The organism is Novosphingobium sp. BL-S-19 (assembly GCF_055521675.1).
In genome coordinates this window covers 2,966,848-2,982,467 of the sequence record NZ_CM145498.1, presented here as the reverse complement: position 1 = coordinate 2,982,467, position 15,620 = coordinate 2,966,848, and the positions used below count along the sequence as shown (strand labels likewise).

Sequence of the window (15,620 nt, the reverse complement as noted above, 5' to 3'; positions counted from 1 at the left end):
TGTGAATATATTATCGGCATAACGAACAAGAAAAGTCAAGACGACGACTCAGGATCAATCACGCCGCAAGAGCATCGCGCCGTATCCAAAGCCGCCGTTGGAAATCAGGCAGGTGCGCGCATCCGGCACCTGCCGCCCGCCGCCGCGATGCCAGAGTTGCACGCAGGCCTCGTGGATATGGCCATAGCCGTGCAGGCGCCCGGCCGAGAGTTGCCCGCCGCCAGTGTTGAGCGGAAGGTCCCCGTCGAGCCCGATCCGCGTGCCGCCCTCCACGAAGCGGCAGGCCTCGCCCTGCGGCACCAGCCCTAGCGCCTCCATCCAGAGCCAGGTGTGGATCGAGAACCCGTCGTACAATTGCGCGCAGTCGAGGTCCGTCGGCCGCAAGCTGGTGCGGGACCACAGCATCTCTCCCGCGCGGCGGGCGGCGGGCAGGCTGGTGAAGTCCCCCTCGTGCCGGCCGGCCCAGAGACCGCCGACGGCCATGCCCATCGCCTCCATGTGCAGCGGCGGATTGCGCAGGTCCTTCGCGGCATCCCGGTGCGAGAGGACGATGGCGGTAGCGCCGTCGACGTGGGCGTCGCAGTCGTAGAGTCGGAGGGGGGAAGAGATAACGCGCGATCGCAGGTAATCGTCCAGCGTCAGCGGCGCTTTGTAGATCGCGGCGGGGTTGTGCGCGGCATGGCTGCGGGCATTCACCGCTAAGGCGCCCAGTTGTGCCTCGGTGGCGCCGTACTTGTCGAAATAGGCCTGCGCGTAGAGCGCGAACATGTTGATCGGGGAAAGCGCGTTGAACGGCACTGTCCAGGCGCTGTTTCCGTCAACCCGCGCGCCGCGGCCGCCCATCAGTGTGGAGGCCCGGGCCTGTGCGCGGGCGCTGGCCTGCGCGACGGTGCGAAACACCACGACATGGCGGACAAGGCCGCAGGCGATGGCGGTCACCGCGTTGAAGATCGGGGCCATGTGGCTGAACCCTTCGCCGGAGGCGAGAATCCAGCGCGGATTGATGCCCAGCAAGGCGGCGGCTTCCGATGTGCTGACCGGGGCGATGCCGCCGCCTTCGGCCGACTTGGGCGGATAGGTGGCGATGCCGTCGATCTCCCGCACGGTCAGGCCGGCATCGGCAATGGCGGCAAGGCAGGCGTCGGCAGTGAGTTGCAGCGCGCTGCGGGCGGACGGCCGCGCCACTTCCGATTGCGCGGCGCCGGTCACGCAGACGGACTTCTCTGGAAGGGTGGTCATAGACCTTCCTCCGGCGTGAAGAAGGGCAGCCAGACGTCCTCATGCTGTTCGAACCGTACGGTCACGGGCAGACCCACGCGCGCGGCCTGCGGCGCATCGTCGAGATTGGCAAGGACGTAGAGGCCGGCCTGTTCGGCCAGTTCCACCGCCGCCAGCACGAACGGCACGGGCAGGCCCGGCAGCCATGCCTCGTGATTGATGGTGTAGCTGGCGAGGCGGCCCTTGCCGGAAGTCGGCTCGGCTTCCAGCGCCTCGCTGCCGCAAGCGGCGCAGCGGGGAAGCGGCGGGTGCTGCCATGTGCGGCATTCGGTGCAGCGCTGGATGCGCAATTGGCCGTCCGCGCCCGAAGTCCAGAAGAACGCGGTTTCGCCTTCGAGCGCGGGCAGTTTGCGTGCCGGAACGCTTTCGGGTGCCATCAGAACACCACTCCCTGCACCTTGAGGTCGATCACGGCATCCTCGTCATAGCCGAGTTCGGCCAGCACGGCGTCGCTATCCGCCCCAAGCTCCGGCGCGCGGGTGGAGGGCAGGGCCTGGCCTTCGAACAGCATGGGGCTGGCCACCATCGGGATCGTTGCGCCGTTTCCGGCATCGATCTGGCGCAAGTACTGGTTGGCCTGCACTTGCGGGTCGTCCTTCAGCTCGCCCACGTCCTGCACCACGTCCCACTGGCCGTCCTGCCGGGCAAGGATCTGCTTCCATTCGGCCAGCGGTTTGGAGGCGAACAGGGCGGTCACTTCCGCATGGCATTCGGCACCGTTCGCTCGCCGCGCGGCATCATCCGCAAAGCGCGGATCGGCGGCGAGGTCGGGCCGTCCGGCCGCCTCGCAGAAGCGCGCCCAATAACGGTCCGCCTGCAACATGCAGAGCGCGACGAAGCGGTGGTCCGCCGTGCGATAATTCGCCACCAGCACATTGTGCGGCGGGCCGGACGGGCGCGGAAAGCGCTGCACGCCGTCCGCCGTGCCCTGACAGATCAGCCGCTGCTGGGACCACATGGCGGTGCCCAGCAGCGATACGTCCACTTCGCCGGCCTCTCCGGTCATGGCCCGTCGCGCGATCGCGGCGGAGATCGCGCCGGCCAGCATCGCGCCCGAAAGCGTGTCACCGAAGGCAGGGCCGGGCGGGCCGACCGGCGCGGGCGCGTCGTTCTCGGTGAGCGAGGAAGCAATGCCGCCGCGCGCCCAGAAAGTGATCGCGTCGTAGCCGCCTTTCTCGCCATCAGGGCCGTTGGGGCCGGTGCCGCTACCGCTGGCATAGATCAGGCCCGGGAAGCGGGCGCGCAGGGTTGCGGCATCGATGCCCATCGACCGGCGCGCGGGCGGAAGCAGGCTGGTGAGGAACACATCTGCCCCTTCCAGCAAGCGCTCCAGCACCGCACGCCCGGCCTCCTGCCGCAAGTCCAGCGTGATCGATCGCTTGCCCCGGTTATAGCTTTCCCACGACCAGTCGTAGGCGGCTTCAGCCACACCAAGGCTGCCGATCTTCAGCCCGCGCAGCGGATCGCCGCTGGGCGGTTCCACCTTGATCACTTCGGCGCCCAGATCGGCCAGCATGCCGCCGCAGGCGGGAACGAAAGCCCACATCGCCACTTCGACCACGCGGATGCCTTCAAGTGGCTTTCCCATCGTTTGCCTCTCCCGTTTCGGCCTTTTCGACGACCATCGCGTGACCGTTAAAATTCTCTATTGCGAATGATGTACCGAAATGGAGAATTGGGCAAGCCGATGCACCCGTGGGAGATGACGATGACGATCACAGCCGCCCCGCCCCGGAACGGGCCTGTGGAACATGCCGGGCCGGTGCCCGCGACGCTGGCCGAAGCGCTGGATCCCTATTGGCTGGAAGGCGTGTTCGGCCGCAGGATCGCCTCTGTCGAGACATTGGAAGTGATCCGCACGGTCGCCACCAAAGTGCGCTTTGCTGTTCGCTTCGAAGGGGAGCAGGCCACGCACCAGTTCTGCATCAAGGGCCTGCTCGACGTGGACGAGGCGACGGCGCGCGGCGGGCCGACTTGCGTGCTGGAGGCGGACTTCTACAACCGGCTTGCCCCGGTGCTGGATCTGCGGGTGCCGCCCTGCGTCGCCACCGTGGTCGATCGGCAGCAGCAGCAGGCGGTGACGGTGATGCGTGACCTGATCGCGCAAGGGGCGGCATTCTGTTCGGCGCTCGATCCCTTCACGGCGGACGATGCGGTACGGAGCCTTTCCTTGCTTGCCCGGCTTCATTCGCGGGCGGACCTGCTTGCGGGCAAGGACTGGATCGCCCCGCGCGCGGCGCAGCTTGCGGCGATGACGTATGTGACGCCGGAGATGTTGCAGGACCTTCTCGACGGGCCGCGCGGGGAGGGGCTGGATTCCGATGTGCGCCATGCCGGCAATCTCGTCACCGCAATGCAGGCGCTGGCCGCGCGCGACGGGGGGCGGCCGCAGTTCCTTCTTCATGGCGATGCTCATGCCGGCAATCTCTACCGGACGAGCGAGGGCATGGGCCTGATCGACTGGCAGCTTCTCCAGCGCGGCGGCTGGGCACTTGATGTCGCCTATCACATCAACGCCGTGCTGCCGGTGGAAGTGGCGGAAGCGGAGGAGCGGCGGCTGCTTGGCGAGTATCTCGCCGCGATGCGCGGGTACGGCTGCGCCATGCCCGATCAGGACGAGGCCTGGGCGCAGTACCGGGAGGCGGTGGTCTACGGGTACTATCTCTGGGCGATCACCCGCCGCGTCGATCCGCCGATCATCGAGGCGTTCGTCGGCCGCCTTGGCCGCGCGGTCATGCGGCACGGCAGCTTCGGCCTTTTGGCCACCTGAACGGAAAAGGGCCGCCCGCAGTGCGGACGGCCCCTCCGACGAAGCGATTAGAGCATTTTCCAATCAGGTAGAATCACCCGATGACTCGGAAAATGCGACAAACCAAAAACTTAGAGCAGTCGATCCGACGCAGTCGGGTCGACTGCTCTAAACCGGATCAGCCGCCGAAGTGATACTTCAGGCTGAAGCCGTACATGCGCGGCGCGCCGACCGAGGCGGTTTCGAAACCGGTGCCGGTCGAAAGGCCCGGATAGAAGGTATAGTACTTTTCCTTGGTCACATTGGTGGCGAAGAACGCCGCATCCACGGGCAGGCCGCCGATATTGTCCCAATTGACGTTCAGGTTCAGCAGGTCCGTTGCCGGCAGGAACGTCAGGCTCTGGATGTAGGCGACCGTGGCCGGATCGGAAACCGCTCCTGCCTGGCAGTTCGGCAGGTAGGTGTTCGCCGTACCGTTGCAGCCAAAGTAGAAACGGTTGCCGGTGTTCGCCAGCATCTTGTCGGTATGCGTGAAGGTGGCCCCGAACGAGACCTTGCCCACGCTGTCGGGCAGCGGAAGCGTGTAGGTGCCGCTGACGGTGACCTTGTTCTTCGGGCTGAGCGCCAGCGGATCACCCACCAGGTAGGTGCCCGAAAGCACATAGGGTGACCCGGGTTCGAGCGAGAAGGTCTCCGCCGAAGTCAGCTTGGTGTTCAGATAGGTATAGCCGACCTGCAGCAGCAGGCCTTCGAACGGGCTGGCCGATGCGTCCACCTCGATACCCCAGATCCGCGACCTGCCGGCGTTGACCGGCGCGGCCGTGGGCGAGACCGGAGCCGCGATGCAGGCGCCGGTATCGGGATCGGTGAACTGGCAGGGGTTGGCGTTAAAGCCCAGCTGCAGCTGCTGGTTGCTGAACTTGTTGTAGAAGCCGGCGATGTTGAAGTTGCCGGGCACCGACCCGCGCCAGCTGGTCTTGGCGCCCAGTTCGAAGGCATCCACCTTTTCCGGGCCGAAGACCGCGAAGGCAGAGGTCACGTTGGGCGCGATGCCGCCGGCGCGATAGCCGCGTGCGTATTTGCCGTAGATCAGCACGTCCTGAACCGGCGTATAGTCCAGATCGATCAGCCAGGTCGGCTTCTGCGACTTCTGCTTGATGTCGCGGCGGCAGCCGTTGGCGGCGGTGGGATCCTGCACCGGGGCGTCCGGATAGGTGCAATACGTGAACAACGGGCCGGCCGGCACCGGCTGGAAGAATGGGAAGCTGAGCGGATAGCCGGTGATCGTCGTCGTCTGGACGCTGGTGTTGTTCTCCCGGTCCCAGGTGTAGCGGAAGCCGCCGGTCAGCTTGAGCTGGTCGGTGAACTTGTAGGTTGCCTGGGCATAGAGGCCGACGTTGCGGAACGAAGTACGGCCCGCCGTGGTGTTGATGGCGCCGGCGTGCTGGGTGGGATCGTAAAGCGCCGGATTCCGGGAGAGCAATACCGGGGTGACGGCGGCCAGATAGCCCAGGATGTCATAGCACTGGTTTGCCGCAAGCGCGGCGGAATCGGCGCAGGACTGGATCACCGGAGATTTCGATCCGACGAGGCCAAGCGGTTGCACCGATTCGAAGTAGGCGCCGGTCTGCCAGGTCAGCTTGTCGTTGCTGCTGCGGCCCTGGATCTGGAATTCCTCGGTAAAGGTCGATTCCGCCGCCGTGTCGCGACCGGGCAACGGCCGGCTGCTGGCAAAGCCGAAGCGATAGCTGGACAGGCCGATCTGCGGAATCGCCGGCGTTTCGAAGGCGGTGCCGAAGATCGGGTTGTTGAAGCTGTCCTTCAACTCGCCATAGCTGGCGATGTTCTTGAAGGTCAGCGTGTCGCTGGCGTGCCAGGTGGTGGTGTTGATCACCTGCCAGACGGTCAGCAACGAGCGCGCATCGGGCACGTCCTGCGCGAAGTCGTAGAAGCCCGAACCCTGATAGTTGGCACTGCCCGGAGTCAGTTGCTCTTCCGCAAAATGGCCCAGGCTGTAGGCCGGATCGGCCGCGATCAGTTTCTGCGCGTCACCATGCGTGTCCGAGCGCGAATAGGTGGCGATCGTGTAGTTTTCGAGGTCCGGCGTCAGTTCCGCGACCACGCTGAGGCGGACCGAAGTATAGTCCACATCGTTGAAATCCTTGGGGCCGATGCCGCTGGTGTTGTGCAGATACCCGTCGCGCTTCATGCGGTCCACGCCCAGGCGGACCTTGAAGGTATCGGCCAGCGGCACGTTCAACACGGCCTGGACGCGGCGCATGTCGTAATTGCCGATCGATCCCTGCACATAGCCTTCGAACAGGTCAGTCGGCCGCTGCGGAACCAGCAGCACCGCGCCGCCCGTCGTGTTGCGGCCGAACAGCGTGCCCTGCGGGCCTTTCAGCACCTGCACGTTCTGTAGATCGAAGAACGCACCCGGACCGGCGCCGTCACCCGATGGCAGGCCGTTCGATGCGCCGCGCGGGGCCACCACGTCGGCGAAGTAGACGCCCACCGAAGGCGCGGTGCCCAGATCCTGCACGAACCCGCGGATCGCGAAGGACGAGTTCTGCGAACCGAAGTTGGTGTTGGCGGAAAGCGAAGGCGTGCTGGTGGCAAGGTCGGACGCGCTGACGACGTTGCGGTTGGTCAGCTGCTCCTGGTTGAACACGGTGATGGAGATCGGCACGTCCTGCAGGCGTTCCTCGGTACGCCGGGCGGTGACGATGATGTCGCCGGGATTGACCGCGGGACTTTCGCGCCGGCCAGACTGGGCCTGCTGCGGCGCCGTCGAAGCGGCCTGATCCTGCGTTCCATCCTGGGCGAATGCGGGTGACGCGACCAGCCCCGCGCCGGTCCCCACCGCCGCGACACCGATCATCAGCGAAGTCCTGAAATTCCTTGCAAGCATGTTCTTCCTCTCCTCACGGAAACCATGTTCTCACGGCAGACCGCCTCGATTCCGGGGCGATGCGCGACGCCGGTTCTGACCGATCGACACGCACACGGGCCTGCATTGAAATTCTTGGGATTCGGCGTTCCGGGTAAAATGCGCCGCGCCGGCAGATGGCCGGACGACAATAGGCGCATGTCCCGTTGCAGTATGTTTGGGCCCGGTTTCCCGGATCTGTCCTCCCCACGTTCTCCCCGTGCCGATGAGCGGCATCTTCTGGGCGGTGCTGTTTTTGTATGGACCGTATTTATTGGCGGTTTTTTTCCGCGTGCGCGCTTGAGTCTGCGTCTTCGCGAAAACTAACCCTCCTGTCGTTCCGGTGCAATTCGTCTGATGAACCTCCCTCATTTCTTTGTGGGGGAACAATTGCCTGTAGAAGACTCTTTGGAGCCGTTCAGGCGTCTACAGTCTCTTCCAGCAGGATAATCGTTCCGTTCCAGGCAATACGATGTGCCGTCCGGTCGTAGGCGATCCCCGGGGCGATGCCGTCGTGATCGGGGTCGGTGAAGGCGTGGGCCGCCTTGGCGAAAACCGTCAGCTGGTAATCTGCGCCGGCGGCATCCAATTCCGCGCGCAAGGCATCGACATCGGCGGCGGGGGCGTATGGATCCTCACCCCCGGTCCAAACCGCGATCCGCGCACCGATATCGCCGGCACCGGCCGGCGCATGGGTGCCCAGCAGGCCATGGAAACTGGTGACCGATCGCAACGCCGCGCCGCTGCGCGCCAGTTCCAGCACGCATTTTCCGCCGAAGCAGTAACCGATCGCGGCAATCCGATCGGGATCGACGCCGGGCAGTGCGCGGACGGTCTCGAACCAGACCAGTACGCGTTCCCGCAAGCGGTGCGGCGCGGCCATCAGCGCGGCGAAATGCGTGCCTGCCGCCTGGTTGGAAGAGATGTCGGCATCGGCGCCGTACATGTCGGGCGCGATCACCAGCCTGCCGCCTGCAGCCACTTCGCGCATGGCCGCGTAAAAGCATTCCGAAGGCCCGGTGGCGCCAGGAAACATCATGACCGCAGCGCCGGACGGCGCCTTTTCGGGGCGCGCAACAAGGCCCCGAAGGACGGTGCCCTCATGCTCGCACTCCAGGGATTCGAAACCCGCCATGCGCCTCCCCTCTCCAAAACCCTGTTCTCTGTCTTCGGCGATGCTGACGCTGGATATCCGGCGAATCGTTGTCGCACTGGGGAACATGGGTTCGCATATGAGAATGACGGCGGCCGGGCCGGCTGTCAAAGGGGCAACAGTCACTTCGGTCCGGCGCGGCATGGCTTGCCATTCGCGCGGAGGGCGTGGCATCGAAGAGCCATGCGACCGGTGACTACAGGAGCCGATCTGCGGCCGCCGAGGTCCATCCGGTGGGGCATGGCCGCGCTTGTGCTGGTGTTGCATCTGTTGGTGCTGGCGCTGCTGGTGCGGGCTTTCGCGCCCCATTTTGCGGAAGACGTGGTGCGTTCGACCACGCGCGCGTTCGACATTCCGCTTTCGCCGCCGCCAAGCCCGCAGCCTGAAGTCCGCGCCTCCGCGCAGCTGACTGCGCCGCCGCGCGCACCGGGAGCCGAAGGCGCGCCGGGCAAGCGCGCCACTCCGCGCGACGTGGCAGTGCCCACGGCGCCGATAGCCATCGCGCCGACGCAGGCGCCACCGGTGGCCGGCGCCGGGCACAACGATGCTGCGGGCGCCAGTCTCGCGGGCACGGGGACGGGGGCGGGCGGGCAGGGCACCGGGCTCGGTTCCGGCACATCGGGATCGGGCCAGGGCGGCGGGGGCGGTCTGGCCAGCAAGCCGGAAAAGATCGCCGGAGACATCAACTCGGCCCGCGATTACCCAGCGGCCAGTCGCGACCTTAGGCTTGGCCATCAGGTCGTGGTGGTCTTGCGCGTGGGCGTCGACGGCAAGGCGAAAGCCTGCCGGGTCGCGCAGCCCAGCCCCGATGCCGAGGCGGATCGCATCACGTGCCGCCTGGCCATGGAGCGGTTCCGCTTCCGCCCTGCGCGGGATGCGGCGGGCGAAGAGATTGAGGCTAACTATGGCTGGCGTCAGCGCTGGTTCCTGAAGGGGCAGGATGGCGACACCCGGTAATCGGGCATCCCTCATCACCCCCGTTGCATTGCCCCGAAGGCGCGGTATGGCGATGGGCATGTCTTCCGATTCCCGCGATGCTTCGCGCCCAATCCTCACGATAGTCCCGGTCATCCTGTGCGGCGGCAGCGGCACCCGGCTGTGGCCGCGCAGCCGCGCTGCCAAGCCCAAACCGTTCCTGCCGCTGGTGGGGGACAGCACGCTGTTCGAGGCGAGCCTTGCCCGCTGCCCGGCGCATCTCGGCTTCGCCGCGCCCGTGGTGGTGACTGGCACCAAGCATCTCGACCATGTCGAGGCGCAGCTTGTCGGTGCTCCCGGTGCCAGCGTCATCGTCGAGCCCGCCGCGCGCAACACCGCCGCCGCCATCGCGCTCGCGGCTTGCCGCCTGCCCGAGGATGCGGTGATGCTGGTCTGCCCCAGCGATCATCACATCGGCCGCCCCGAGGTCTTCGCCGAAGCCGCCTGCGCCGCTGCCGCACTGGCGAGCGATGGCTGGCTGGTCTCCTTCGGGATCGAGGCGACCGCGCCGGAAACCGGTTTCGGCTATCTGAAGCGCGGCGAGGCGATCGAGGGCACGCCCGGCTATCGCACTGCGCAGTTCGTCGAGAAGCCGGATCTCGAACGCGCAAAGGCGTTTCTTGAAGACGGCGGCTATGCCTGGAACGGCGGCATCTTCGCCTTCCGCGTCGGGGACTTCATGGCCGAACTCGCCGCCCACCGTCCCGAGATCGCCGCCAAAGTGCGTGAGGCGGTGGTGAAGGGCGCCGAGGACGGCCAGCGCTTCCATCCCGACGCGGCGACGTTTGCCGCAGTGCCCAGCGATTCGGTGGACTATGCGGTGATGGAGAACACGGCCCGCGCGGCCATGGTGCCGGCGGACATGGACTGGTCCGACATCGGCAACTGGCAGGCGCTGCACGACGCGCTGGAACGCGACGAAACCGGCAATTCGGTACGCGGACCGGGTGAGGCCGAACTCGTCGATTGCAGCAATGTTCTGGTCGATAGCGACGGGCCGCGCGTCTCGGTGATCGGGCTTTCCAACGTCATAGTTGTGGTGGACGGGAACGAGGTGCTGGTCACTACGGTTGAAGGCGTGCAAAAGGTCGGAAAGCTTCACGGCGCCGCAAACCAGTAGACGCACCAGTAATAGAGGACCTGCCATGACTGCCGCACTCGCGATCCGCGAAGTCGAGAAGCCCTGGGGCAAGGACGTCCTGCCCGCGCCTTTCGTCGCCCCGGAAGGTGAGCGCATCGGCGAAGTCTGGTTCGAACCGCCCGCCGCACTGCCGGACCTGCTGGTGAAGTACATTTTCACCAGCGAAAAGCTGTCCGTGCAGGTCCATCCCAGCGATGCGCAGACGATCGCCAAGGGCCTTGGCAAGCAGGGCAAGGAAGAGTGCTGGCTGATCCTCGCCGCCGAGCCGGGTGCCACGCTGGGCATCGGTTTCGATGCGCCGATTTCCGAGGAAGCCATGCGCGCCGCCTCGCTGGATGGCAGCATCGAAGGGCTGATGACCTGGCACGAAGTGCAGCCGGGCGACTTCTTCTATATTCCGGCCAACACCGTGCACGCCATCGGTGAAGGCGTCAGCCTGATCGAAGTGCAACAGAACAGCGACATCACCTATCGCCTCTATGACTACGGTCGCCCGCGCGAGCTGCATCTGGACGAGGGCATGGCGGTGTCGAAGGGCGAGGTCTACGATCTGGCGCGCTGGCACAAGCGCATTGGCTCGAACGACACGCAGGTCCTGGTGGATGGCCCGCTGTTCCTGCTCGATCAGGTGGCGGGTACCCCCACGCCGGAAATCGCGGCCCGCTATCCCGGCGCGCTGCTGGTGATCCCGCGCGAGGAATCGGTGAAGGTGGGCGACGATCTGATCGCGCCCGGCGGTTGCGGTCTTGCCAGTTCGCTGGCTGAAGTCGCTTTCGCGGAAAACGGAGTGTGCCTGCTGGCACGGGCCTGCGAAAGCTGACTTGTGTTCACCATCAGCGATTCAACGATCGTCCAGACCATCCAACTGGCGCTAACGCCGGTGTTCGTGCTGGTCGCCATCGGCAATATCCTGAACATCCTCTCCACCCGGCTGGGCCGGGTGGTGGACCGTGCCCGCACGCTTCAGGAACGCCATAACGAGACCGAAGGCCCGGCCCACGACATGGTGGTTCTGGAAATCCGGCTGGTCGACAAGCGCATCAACATCATCACCAACGCCATCCGCTTCATGGTGCTTTCGGCGCTGTGCATTGGTACGACCGTGGCGGTGCTGTTCCTTCAGGGGCTGGCCGGTTTCGACATGCACGGCATTGCGGCGATCATCTTCCTCGCCTCGATCGTCCTGCTGCTGGTGGCGCTGGTGCTGTTCCTGCGCGAGACGCAAGTGGCCAAGCAAGCCCTCAGCATACCACGCGATTATCTGGAGCTGCACCGGACCATCTGATCGTGCGGGTATCGCCGGGGCGTTTGGCGATCTGGCCGCATGCCCTAGGCTCTCTCCCAAGGGAGAGAACAGATGCACGCACCGGGTAGAGCCGCGCCGGAACCGACCGGCCAGCGGGAGGAATGGCGACGGGGCTGGAAGCTCGTGCTGGCCTCGGCCGTCGGCTTCTCGTTCTTCTCCGTGCTGCTGGCCGGCACTGGGCTGTTCTTCGAGCCGCTGGGCAAGGAATTCGGCTGGAGTCGCTCACTGCTTTCGGCAGGGCCCGGCATCGCCACATTCGTCACCGCGATCCTCTCACCCTTCTATGGTGCACTGATCGATCGCATGGGGTCGCGGCGCCTGGCGCTGCCGGGGATCGTGCTGGTCATGGTCTCGATGAGTTCCTTTGCGCTCGCCAACGGGTCGGAAGTGCAGTGGATTGCGCTCTGGGTGATTTTCGGGGTGCTGCTCACCACGATCAAGTCCACCGTCTGGACCACCGCTGTCGCCGGCATGTTCGACAAGGGCAGGGGGCTTGCCCTCGGCATGACGGTGGCGGGAACGGCGGTGGCGCAGGCGGTCGTGCCGCCGCTTGGCAATTACCTGATCGAACATGCCGGATGGCGCGGTGCTTTCGTCTGGTTCGGGATCGGCTGGGGCGGGCTGACGCTGCTGCTCTGCGCGCTGTTCCTCTACGACGTTCACGACCGCGCGCGGCGCGATGCGCAAAAGGCCGGCGAGGCCGCCGCCGCGCGCAGCACATTGCACCTGCCGGGGCTTACTCCGCGAGAGGCGCTGCGCAGCCGGGCGATCTGGCAACTGGCGGCATCGACCTTCCTTGTGATGGTGCTGACCGTCGGCCTTGGCATCCACCTCTTCCCGATCCTGACCGAAGCGGGCGTTACCCGAGCCAACGCTGCGTGGCTGACGGCGCTGACCGGCGTTGCGGGCATCATCGGCAAGCTCGTTACCGGCGTGCTGATGGACCGCTACAAGCCGAACTGGATCGGCGGCGTGACCATGGCCGTTACCGCCGTGACTTTCATCGTGCTGATCTGGTGGATCGATTCGACGGCGGCGGTGATCTTCGGCCTGTTGGTGAACGGCTATGCGGCCGGGACCAAGACGCAGATCTGCGCTTTCCTCACGGCCGGTTACGCCGGAATGCGGCACTTCGGCGCGATCTACGGCGTGATGGCGGCAATGGTCGCCTTCGCCTCGGGACTGGGGCCGTGGCTGGCGGGCGTGGTCTACGACAAGTTCGGCGGATATGGGCCGTTCCTGTGGGCCGGCGTGGTGGGCTGCGTGATCAGCGGTGTACTGCTGGTGACCCTGCCGCGCTATCCCGATTGGACGGTGCGCGAGGTGGCGGGCTGACAACGGCGCCCGGCAAACAACATTCCCGTCATCCCCGCGAAGGCGGGGATCCCGCTTCTTCTTTTTTGGCGCGCGGAGGGGCGGGTGGATTGCTGCGCGACCGCTCTGGGCCTCCTCGTCTCTGCGTGAAACCAAGAAAAGCGGGGCCCCCGCCTTCGCGGGGGCGACGGAGTGACTGAACGAGGGAGTGTCGCCACGCACGGACCGACGAATCGAAACGGGCCGGAAAGCGCAAAGCTTTCCGGCCCGTTCCTGAAATCAGAACTCGATAATCAGGCGGCGAGCTTGAACGGCTCGATCTCGCCCGAAAGGTACAGCTTCTTCGCCTTGGCGCGGCTGAGCTTGCCCGAGCTGGTGCGCGGCAGGCTCTTGGGCGGCACCAGTTCGACCACGCAGTTCATGCCGGTGATCGAGCGGACCTTGTCGCGGATCAGGTCGCGCAGTTCGATGCGCTTGGCCGGATCGGAGACGCGGCAGTGGACCAGCACGGCGGGGGCTTCCTCGCCATTGTCCATTTCCACCGAGAAGGCGGCGATGTCGCCATGGTTGAAGCCCGGCAGCTGTTCCACGGCCCATTCGATGTCCTGGGGCCAGTGGTTCTTGCCGTTGATGATGATCATGTCCTTCGCGCGGCCGACGATGAACAGGTAGCCATCGGCCATGTAGCCCATGTCGCCCGTGTCCAGCCACCCGTCGACGAGGCAGGCCTCGGTCGCTTCGGGATCGCGGAAGTAGGAGTGCATGACGCTGGTGCCGCGGCACCAGACCTTGCCGATCTTGTGGTCGGTAAGGCTGTCGCCGTTCTCGCCGCGGATCACCACTTCCATGTCGAGCACGGGCTTGCCGCAGTTGACGATGGCGCGGTAGCGAGCCGGGCGGCTGAGGTCGCGCGGGGAACCGGAGAGGCGCTCTTCCTCGACCAGTTCGACGCGGATGCCTTCGCCGGGCGGCATGATGGTCACGGCCAGCGTCGCTTCGGCAAGGCCATAGCTGGGCAGGAAGGCAGTCGCCTTGAAGCCGGCCTGCGCGAAGGCGTTGACGAAGTTCTGCATCACGTCCGGACGGATCATGTCGGCGCCGTTGCCGGCAAGCCGCCAGCGCGACAGGTCGAAGCGGTCATCGACATGGCTCTGGCTGGAGATGCGGCGGGCGCAGATGTCGTAGCCGAAAGTCGGCGAGTACGAGATCGAGGTGCCTTCGTTGCGCGTGATCATGTCCAGCCACGCCAGCGGGCGGCGGGCGAAGTCCTCGGTCTTCAGGTAGTCGCCCGAGACCTGGTTGGCGATCAGCGAGAGGAAGCAGCCGACCAGACCCATGTCATGGTACCAGGGCAGCCACGAGATGCAGCGGTCGGTTTCGCAAACCTGCATGCCGTGGCTGTGCGCGGCCAGGTTCGACATCAGCGAACGGTGCGTAACGGCAACGCCATGTGGGAAGCGAGTGGAGCCGCTGGAATACTGCAGATAGCAGATATCGTCCGGGCTGGCCTTGGGCAGCGCGACTTCGGGCGCGTCTTTCGCAGTGAAATCGGCCCAGGTCGCATGGCCGCAGCCCTGACGCTCGGCCGCGGCGGCGGTCATCTCGGCAATCTCGTCCGGGCCGACCAGCAGCATCGGGTCCGAGCTGGAAAGCTGGACGGCCAGCTGCTCGATATAGTTGTCCTTGCCGCCGAAGCTGGTGGGCAGGGGCAGCGGCACCGGCCAGGCACCGGCGTAAACGACGCCGCAGAACAGCGCCGCGAAATCGGTGCCGGTTTCAGCGATCAGCGCGATGCGATCGTTCGGCTTCACGCCGCGCGCGATCAGCGCGTGGGCGACCTTGATCGAATCTTCGCGCAGCTGCGAAAACGGATAGACGCGTTTCAGCACGCCACGCGGATCGTGGAAATTGAAGCCGCGCTGGCCCTTCGCCGCATAGTCGAGGGCATCGCAGAAAGTGTCGAAATCGGCAAAACGGCGGGCAAGCGCGTCCCCGTTGGGGGTTGCGACAAGTGCTTCACTCGCTTGCGGCACCATGTTGATGGTGTCGTTCATCTCGTTATAACCCGTTGTTGTTATACCGTTTAATTCTCTACGGAACCTGGGACTTCTATCCGGCCCAACCTGAACCGGACATAGCAATTTTCACAGCTATCCCACCTGCATGGTTCCGTGCGCTCTCCCCATTCCGAGCCGACTGTGGCACGAATAGGGCAAGATGTCGGACAAGCGTCGTAATCCACAACCGCTTAACCAGACCCGCCTGGAGGAATTGGCGCTCGCCTATGTCGCGCGTTTCGCGACGACGCAAGGGAAGCTGCGCGATTATCTGCAACGTAAACTGCGTGAGCGGGGATGGGATGATGGGGATTTCCCCGATCTGGATGCCTTGATCGCTCGTTATTGCGAGCTGGGTTACGTCAATGACGCGGCCTGGGCGCGGATGAAGGCGGGCAGCCTGCTGCGGCGCGGCTATGGCGCCCGGCGCGTGGGCGAGGCGCTGGGTCAGGCCGGCGTGGACGAGGACTTGCGCCATGAGGCAAGCCCGGATGAGGGCGCGGCCCGGCGCGCGGCGTTTATATTGGCGCGGCGCCGTCGGTTCGGCCCGTTTGCCGTTCAGCCGGCCGACAGGCCACTGCGCGAAAAGCACATCGCGGCCATGCTGCGGGCGGGGCACCGCCTCGACATGGCGCGCGCGATCATGAACGCGGAAAGCCAGGAGGCGGCAGAGGCCTGGGTGCAGGAAGCAGAATCGGAATCCGGAGAAGCCTGAACC

General features: G+C 65.6%; 13 protein-coding genes. 7 read left to right on the top strand and 6 right to left on the bottom strand.

What is annotated here, in order from left to right; all coding sequences use genetic code 11:
* Positions 1-54: 54 nt before the first annotated feature.
* From ACZ1JV_RS22315 to ACZ1JV_RS22305, 3 genes are read right to left on the bottom strand one after another with little or no spacing between them, the layout of a single operon-like run.
* The gene (locus ACZ1JV_RS22315; RefSeq protein WP_465150570.1) at positions 55-1,239 is read right to left on the bottom strand and encodes a thiolase family protein; all 1,185 of its coding nucleotides are present in this window, start codon (positions 1,237-1,239) and stop codon (positions 55-57) included.
* Positions 1,236-1,655: a Zn-ribbon domain-containing OB-fold protein gene (locus tag ACZ1JV_RS22310; protein WP_465150569.1), complete on the bottom strand. Its 420-nt coding sequence runs from the start codon at positions 1,653-1,655 to the stop codon at positions 1,236-1,238. Before ACZ1JV_RS22310 ends, ACZ1JV_RS22315 begins: the two co-directional genes overlap by 4 nt.
* On the bottom strand, positions 1,655-2,866 hold the full coding sequence (locus ACZ1JV_RS22305) for a CaiB/BaiF CoA transferase family protein (protein WP_465150568.1): 1,212 nt from the start codon (positions 2,864-2,866) through the stop codon (positions 1,655-1,657). Before ACZ1JV_RS22305 ends, ACZ1JV_RS22310 begins: the two co-directional genes overlap by 1 nt.
* A gap of 120 nt (positions 2,867-2,986) precedes the next feature.
* Here ACZ1JV_RS22305 and ACZ1JV_RS22300 point away from each other — a divergent pair, with 120 nt between their 5' ends.
* A complete protein-coding gene (locus ACZ1JV_RS22300; RefSeq protein WP_465150567.1) occupies positions 2,987-4,048 on the top strand; it encodes a phosphotransferase in 1,062 nt (353 codons plus the stop codon).
* 157 nt (positions 4,049-4,205) lie between these two features.
* Here the strand turns inward: ACZ1JV_RS22300 and ACZ1JV_RS22295 are convergent, their stop codons facing one another.
* Together ACZ1JV_RS22295 and ACZ1JV_RS22290 are read right to left on the bottom strand one after the other, a co-directional pair.
* Entirely contained in the window at positions 4,206-6,938 is a 2,733-nt protein-coding gene (locus ACZ1JV_RS22295) for a TonB-dependent receptor (protein WP_465150566.1), read from the bottom strand.
* Between the two features lie 436 nt (positions 6,939-7,374).
* Positions 7,375-8,091, bottom strand: a complete 717-nt coding sequence (locus ACZ1JV_RS22290; protein ID WP_465150565.1) for a dienelactone hydrolase family protein — start codon at positions 8,089-8,091, stop codon at positions 7,375-7,377.
* A gap of 201 nt (positions 8,092-8,292) precedes the next feature.
* Here ACZ1JV_RS22290 and ACZ1JV_RS22285 point away from each other — a divergent pair, with 201 nt between their 5' ends.
* From ACZ1JV_RS22285 to ACZ1JV_RS22265, 5 genes are all read left to right on the top strand, one after another.
* A complete protein-coding gene (locus tag ACZ1JV_RS22285; RefSeq protein WP_465150564.1) occupies positions 8,293-9,066 on the top strand; it encodes a TonB family protein in 774 nt (257 codons plus the stop codon).
* A 91-nt stretch (positions 9,067-9,157) separates the two neighbouring features.
* Positions 9,158-10,204: a mannose-1-phosphate guanylyltransferase gene (locus tag ACZ1JV_RS22280; RefSeq protein WP_465152627.1), complete on the top strand. Its 1,047-nt coding sequence runs from the start codon at positions 9,158-9,160 to the stop codon at positions 10,202-10,204.
* Positions 10,205-10,229: 25 nt separating this feature from the next.
* The gene (locus tag ACZ1JV_RS22275; protein ID WP_465150563.1) at positions 10,230-11,045 is read left to right on the top strand and encodes a class I mannose-6-phosphate isomerase; all 816 of its coding nucleotides are present in this window, start codon (positions 10,230-10,232) and stop codon (positions 11,043-11,045) included.
* Between the two features lie 3 nt (positions 11,046-11,048).
* Complete coding sequence (locus ACZ1JV_RS22270; RefSeq protein WP_465135855.1) at positions 11,049-11,510, top strand: DUF2721 domain-containing protein; 462 nt, start codon at positions 11,049-11,051, stop codon at positions 11,508-11,510.
* Between the two features lie 72 nt (positions 11,511-11,582).
* Positions 11,583-12,866 (top strand): MFS transporter, encoded by a 1,284-nt coding sequence (locus tag ACZ1JV_RS22265; protein WP_465150562.1) that lies wholly within the window; start codon positions 11,583-11,585, stop codon positions 12,864-12,866.
* Between the two features lie 272 nt (positions 12,867-13,138).
* On the opposite strand, the gene ACZ1JV_RS22260 is transcribed toward ACZ1JV_RS22265, so the two are convergent.
* The gene (locus ACZ1JV_RS22260; RefSeq protein WP_465150561.1) at positions 13,139-14,899 is read right to left on the bottom strand and encodes a fatty acyl-AMP ligase; all 1,761 of its coding nucleotides are present in this window, start codon (positions 14,897-14,899) and stop codon (positions 13,139-13,141) included.
* A 163-nt stretch (positions 14,900-15,062) separates the two neighbouring features.
* Here ACZ1JV_RS22260 and ACZ1JV_RS22255 point away from each other — a divergent pair, with 163 nt between their 5' ends.
* Complete coding sequence (locus tag ACZ1JV_RS22255) at positions 15,063-15,617, top strand: regulatory protein RecX (RefSeq protein WP_465150560.1); 555 nt, start codon at positions 15,063-15,065, stop codon at positions 15,615-15,617.
* Positions 15,618-15,620 lie beyond the last annotated feature (3 nt).

Bases quoted from the DNA above. Each gene is read 5' to 3' on its own strand.
- ACZ1JV_RS22315 (WP_465150570.1), bottom strand. From the start codon at position 1,239: ATGACCACCCTTCCAGAGAAGTCCGTCTGCGTGACCGGCGCCGCGCAA.
- ACZ1JV_RS22310 (WP_465150569.1), bottom strand. From the start codon at position 1,655: ATGGCACCCGAAAGCGTTCCGGCACGCAAACTGCCCGCGCTCGAAGGC.
- ACZ1JV_RS22305 (WP_465150568.1), bottom strand. From the start codon at position 2,866: ATGGGAAAGCCACTTGAAGGCATCCGCGTGGTCGAAGTGGCGATGTGG.
- ACZ1JV_RS22300 (WP_465150567.1), top strand. From the start codon at position 2,987: ATGACGATCACAGCCGCCCCGCCCCGGAACGGGCCTGTGGAACATGCC.
- ACZ1JV_RS22295 (WP_465150566.1), bottom strand. From the start codon at position 6,938: ATGCTTGCAAGGAATTTCAGGACTTCGCTGATGATCGGTGTCGCGGCG.
- ACZ1JV_RS22290 (WP_465150565.1), bottom strand. From the start codon at position 8,091: ATGGCGGGTTTCGAATCCCTGGAGTGCGAGCATGAGGGCACCGTCCTT.
- ACZ1JV_RS22285 (WP_465150564.1), top strand. From the start codon at position 8,293: ATGCGACCGGTGACTACAGGAGCCGATCTGCGGCCGCCGAGGTCCATC.
- ACZ1JV_RS22275 (WP_465150563.1), top strand. From the start codon at position 10,230: ATGACTGCCGCACTCGCGATCCGCGAAGTCGAGAAGCCCTGGGGCAAG.
- ACZ1JV_RS22265 (WP_465150562.1), top strand. From the start codon at position 11,583: ATGCACGCACCGGGTAGAGCCGCGCCGGAACCGACCGGCCAGCGGGAG.
- ACZ1JV_RS22260 (WP_465150561.1), bottom strand. From the start codon at position 14,899: ATGAACGACACCATCAACATGGTGCCGCAAGCGAGTGAAGCACTTGTC.
- ACZ1JV_RS22255 (WP_465150560.1), top strand. From the start codon at position 15,063: ATGTCGGACAAGCGTCGTAATCCACAACCGCTTAACCAGACCCGCCTG.